General features: G+C 41.2%; 4 protein-coding genes and 1 pseudogene. All 5 read left to right on the forward strand.

The window, feature by feature from the left end; translation table 11 throughout:
* Nucleotides 1-311, forward strand: a pseudogene (locus RHS_RS28735) (DNA polymerase III subunit beta); the annotation flags it as partial.
* A gap of 13 nt (nt 312-324) precedes the next feature.
* Nucleotides 325-534, forward strand: a complete 210-nt coding sequence (locus RHS_RS28740; RefSeq protein WP_027295402.1) for an RNA-binding S4 domain-containing protein — start codon at nt 325-327, stop codon at nt 532-534.
* 11 nt (nt 535-545) lie between these two features.
* Complete coding sequence (gene recF, locus RHS_RS28745; protein WP_044297199.1) at nt 546-1,625, forward strand: DNA replication/repair protein RecF; 1,080 nt, start codon at nt 546-548, stop codon at nt 1,623-1,625.
* A 39-nt stretch (nt 1,626-1,664) separates the two neighbouring features.
* On the forward strand, nt 1,665-3,590 hold the full coding sequence (gyrB, locus tag RHS_RS28750) for a DNA topoisomerase (ATP-hydrolyzing) subunit B (protein WP_027295404.1): 1,926 nt from the start codon (nt 1,665-1,667) through the stop codon (nt 3,588-3,590).
* A gap of 13 nt (nt 3,591-3,603) precedes the next feature.
* Nucleotides 3,604-4,853: DNA gyrase subunit A (locus RHS_RS28755; RefSeq protein ID WP_047835141.1), on the forward strand; the 1,250-nt coding region annotated here is incomplete at its 3' end.

The raw sequence follows: 4,853 nt of genomic DNA on the forward strand, positions 1-4,853 counted from the left end.
ATTGTATCGATCGTGCTACTCTTCTTGTAAAGGAAAGTGACAAGAAGCCGATTATCATCCAGATCAGTGATGATGCTATGGAACTGAAAATCAATTCCCAGATCGGTTCGATGGATGAAGAAATTGATATTACGAAAGAAGGGAAAGATATCCTGATTGGATTCAACCCAAGATTCTTAATTGATTCACTTCGTGTCATTGACGATGAGAATGTTACCCTGTATCTGGTGAATCCGAAAGCACCCTGTTTTATTAAAGACGAGAAAGAAACATATATCTATTTGATTCTTCCGGTTAATTTTACGGTTTAGAGGAAAGGGCATCATGGAAACGATTAAGTTAAGAGATGATTATATCAAACTGGGTCAGGCATTAAAGGCTGCCGGGCTGGTAGATTCCGGAGTGGTTGCGAAAGTTGTAATCCAGGACGGACTTGTGAAAGTGAATGGCGAAGTGGAATACCAGCGGGGGAAAAAGTTACATGAGAATGATGTAGTGGACTTCGATGGAGAAACGATAAAAATTGTAAAATAGTTGGTGCTGACATGATTATTGAATCTATTAAACTTGAGAAATTTAGAAATTATAATTCCTTAAAATTAAAGTTTGATAGTGGTACGAATATTTTCTATGGTGATAATGCGCAGGGTAAGACGAATATTTTAGAAGCAGTGTATCTCTGTGGGACTACCAAATCCCACAAGGGAAGCAAGGATCGTGAAATCATCCAGTTTCATGAGGATGAATCTCATATTCGTATGAGGCTGAATAAAAACGGCAGTGCTTATAAGATAGACATGCATTTAAAGAAGAACAGGACAAAGGGAATTGCGATTAACGGTATACCGATACGGAAAGCCAGCGAACTCTTTGGAATTGTGAACCTGGTATTTTTCTCACCGGAGGATCTTAATATTATTAAAAACGGTCCTTCTGAGAGAAGGCGTTTTATTGACATGGAGCTATGTCAGTTAAATAAATTATATTTGTTTCAGTTATCAAATTATAATAAAATAGTGAATCAGAGAAATAAACTGCTCAAAGATATTGCCTTTCATCCGGAATACCTGGATACCCTGGATATCTGGGACCAGCAGATGGTTCAGTACGGCTGCAAAGTAATCGAGGAACGTCAGTTATTTGTAGAGCGTCTGAATGGAATCATTGCAGGCATCCATAAAAAACTTTCGGGAGACAGGGAAGAATTAATTGTGGATTATGAGAAAAACGTTCCGGCTGAATCTTTTGAAGAACAGCTGAGACGAGGCAGGGATAAAGATCTGAAGATGAGGATGACCATGACCGGTCCCCACAGAGATGATCTGTGTTTTAAAATCCAGGATGTGGATATCCGCAGGTTTGGCTCCCAGGGGCAGCAGAGAACAGCTGCTTTATCTTTAAAGCTGGCTGAAATTGAGCTGGTGAAGCAGGAAATCAAAGATACACCAATTTTATTGCTGGATGATGTCTTGTCTGAACTGGACAGTAACAGGCAACACTATCTGTTAGACAGCATTCATGATATTCAAACATTGATCACCTGTACGGGTATCGATGATTTTATAGAGAATCAATTTAAGATTAATAAAGTATTTCATGTGGTGGACGGTATCGTCTATGAATAACATGTGTAAATACGCAGCAGCGAAAACAGGAGGATTCTTATGGGTACAGAATTAAATTCAGAATATGGCGCAGATCAAATACAAATTTTAGAGGGGTTGGAAGCAGTCCGGAAAAGACCTGGTATGTACATTGGAAGTACATCGATCCGCGGACTTCACCATCTGGTATATGAAATTGTAGATAATGCAGTGGATGAAGCACTTGCAGGATACTGCGACACAATTCAGGTGACCATTAATAAAGACAATTCCATAACGGTAATCGATAATGGCCGCGGTATCCCGGTAGGAATCAATCATAAATCAGGACTTCCGGCAGTAGAAGTAGTATTTACGATTCTTCATGCAGGTGGTAAATTCGGCGGCGGCGGCTATAAAGTATCCGGTGGTCTTCACGGGGTAGGTGCTTCTGTCGTTAATGCTTTGTCGGAAAATCTGGAGGTTACAATCTACAGTGAGGGTAAGATCTACAGACAGCGTTATGAAAGAGGTAAAGTTGTATATAAACTAAAAGTGATCGGAGAATGTGATCCGGAGAAGACAGGAACCATGGTTACCTTCCTTCCGGATAAAGAAATTTTCGAAGAAACGGTTTATGATTTTAATACACTGAAGCAGAGACTTCGGGAAATGGCATTCCTGACGAAGAATATCAGGATTATCTTAAGAGATGAGAGAAACGAGGAGCCGGTGGAGAAGATTTTCCACTACGAAGGCGGAATCAAGGAATTTGTTTCTTATCTGAACAAGGGTAAAAATCCGCTCTACCCGGATATAATTTATTGTGAAGGCACCAGGGATGATGTGTATGTAGAAGTCGCGATGCAGCATAATGACGGTTATACGGAAGGGGCATACAGTTTTGTAAATAACATTACTACTCCGGAAGGCGGTACCCATCTGACTGGATTTAAGAGTGCGCTTACCAAAACATTTAATGACTATGCAAGAACCAATAAACTGATTAAGGACAGTGAGTCTTTGGTTGGTGAGGATATCAGAGAAGGTATCACGGCAATTATCAGTATTAAGATTGGGGATCCGCAGTTTGAAGGACAGACGAAACAGAAACTTGGAAACAGTGAAGCAAGAGGAGCTGTAGATAATGTGGTTTCTGAACAGCTTATGATTTACCTGGAACAGCATCCTCAGATCGCGAAGATGATTCTGGAAAAATCAATTATGGCTCAGAGAGCAAGGGATGCGGCAAGAAAAGCCCGTGATTTAACAAGAAGAAAATCAGCCCTTGACGGAATGTCTCTTCCGGGTAAACTGGCGGATTGCTCGGATAAGGATCCGAAAAACTGTGAAATCTACATTGTCGAGGGAGATTCCGCGGGTGGTTCTGCAAAAACGGCAAGAAGCAGAAGTACCCAGGCAATTCTTCCCCTGCGTGGAAAAATACTGAACGTGGAAAAGGCAAGACTGGATAAAATTTATGCAAACGCTGAAATTAAAGCGATGATTACAGCGTTTGGTACAGGTATCCACGATGATTTTGATATATCGAAACTGAGATACCATAAAATTATTATTATGACCGATGCCGATGTTGACGGTGCCCATATCAGTACGTTATTATTAACCTTTATGTATCGTTTTATGCCTGATCTGATTAAAGAGGGACATGTGTATCTGGCACAGCCGCCACTTTATAAGCTGGAGAAAAACAAAAAAGTGTGGTATGCTTACAGCGATGAAGAATTAAATTCAATTTTGACAGAAGTCGGCAGAGACCAGAGTAATAAGATACAGCGTTACAAAGGACTTGGAGAAATGGATGCGGAACAGCTCTGGGAGACAACTATGGATCCGGAGAGCAGGATTTTACTCCGGGTTACGATGGATGAAGAAGCATCGTCGGAACTGGATATTACCTTTACGACCTTAATGGGAGACCAGGTAGAGCCGCGTCGTGAATTTATTGAAGAAAATGCTAAATATGTAGAAAATCTGGACATTTAGGAGGAGAAAGTCGTTGGAAGACAATATTTTTGATAAGGTACATGATGTTGATCTAAAGAAAACAATGGAGAAATCCTACATCGACTATGCCATGAGCGTTATTGCCGCCCGTGCACTTCCTGATGTAAGAGACGGGTTAAAGCCTGTTCAGCGTAGAGTTCTGTATTCTATGATCGAATTAAATAATGGTCCTGACAAGCCGCATAGAAAATGTGCGCGTATTGTCGGTGATACCATGGGTAAGTATCACCCTCATGGTGACAGCTCTATCTATGGGGCATTGGTAAATATGGAACAGGAATGGTCCACCCGTTATCCGCTGGTTGACGGTCATGGGAACTTTGGTTCCGTGGACGGTGACGGCGCAGCTGCCATGCGTTATACAGAAGCACGTCTCAGCAAGATTTCCATGGAAATGCTGGCTGATATTAATAAAAATACGGTAGATTTTGTACCGAACTTTGACGAGACAGAGAGAGAACCGGCGGTTCTTCCTGCCAGATATCCCAATCTTCTGGTAAATGGAACCTCAGGTATCGCCGTTGGTATGGCAACCAATATTCCGCCTCACAATCTGAAAGAGATTGTAAATGCAGTAATCAAAATGATTGACAACCGCATTGAAGAGAGCCGCGATACGGAAATTGATGAAATACTGGAAATTGTAAAAGGTCCGGACTTTCCTACGGGAGCCCAGATTCTGGGTACAAAGGGGATAGAAGAAGCTTATCGGACTGGTCGGGGAAAAATCCGCGTCCGGGCAGTTACCGATATCGAATCTATGCCAAATGGTAAGAGCAGAATCATTGTAAGTGAATTACCGTACATGGTAAATAAAGCAAGATTAATTGAGAAAATTGCTGATCTGGTCAGAGATAAAAAAGTTGACGGTATTACAAATATTACCGATGAGTCAAACCGGGAAGGTATGCGTATTAACATTGAGCTTCGCCGTGATGTGAATGCCAATGTTCTTCTGAATCAATTATACAAGCATACACAGCTGCAGGATACTTTCGGTGTAATTATGCTTGCACTTGTAAATAATGAGCCAAAGGTTATGAACATCCTTCAGATGCTGCACTACTATATCCAGCACCAGGAAGAAGTCGTTACCAGAAGAACCCAGTATGAACTGAATAAGGCAGAAGAACGTGCCCATATTTTACAGGGATTACTGATTGCTCTTGACAATATTGATGAGGTAATCCGTATTATCCGTGCATCAAAGAATGCTCAGATTGCAAAAGAAGGATTAATTGA

Origin of the sequence: Robinsoniella sp. RHS, assembly GCF_001029355.1 — a bacterium.
GTDB classification, from domain to species: domain Bacteria; phylum Bacillota; class Clostridia; order Lachnospirales; family Lachnospiraceae; genus Robinsoniella; species Robinsoniella peoriensis.

What these genes read in the sequence shown, in the direction of transcription:
- RHS_RS28740 (WP_027295402.1), top strand. Translation starts at nt 325, where the DNA reads ATGGAAACGATTAAGTTAAGAGATGATTATATCAAACTGGGTCAGGCA.
- gyrB (WP_027295404.1), top strand. Translation starts at nt 1,665, where the DNA reads ATGGGTACAGAATTAAATTCAGAATATGGCGCAGATCAAATACAAATT.
- recF (WP_044297199.1), top strand. Translation starts at nt 546, where the DNA reads ATGATTATTGAATCTATTAAACTTGAGAAATTTAGAAATTATAATTCC.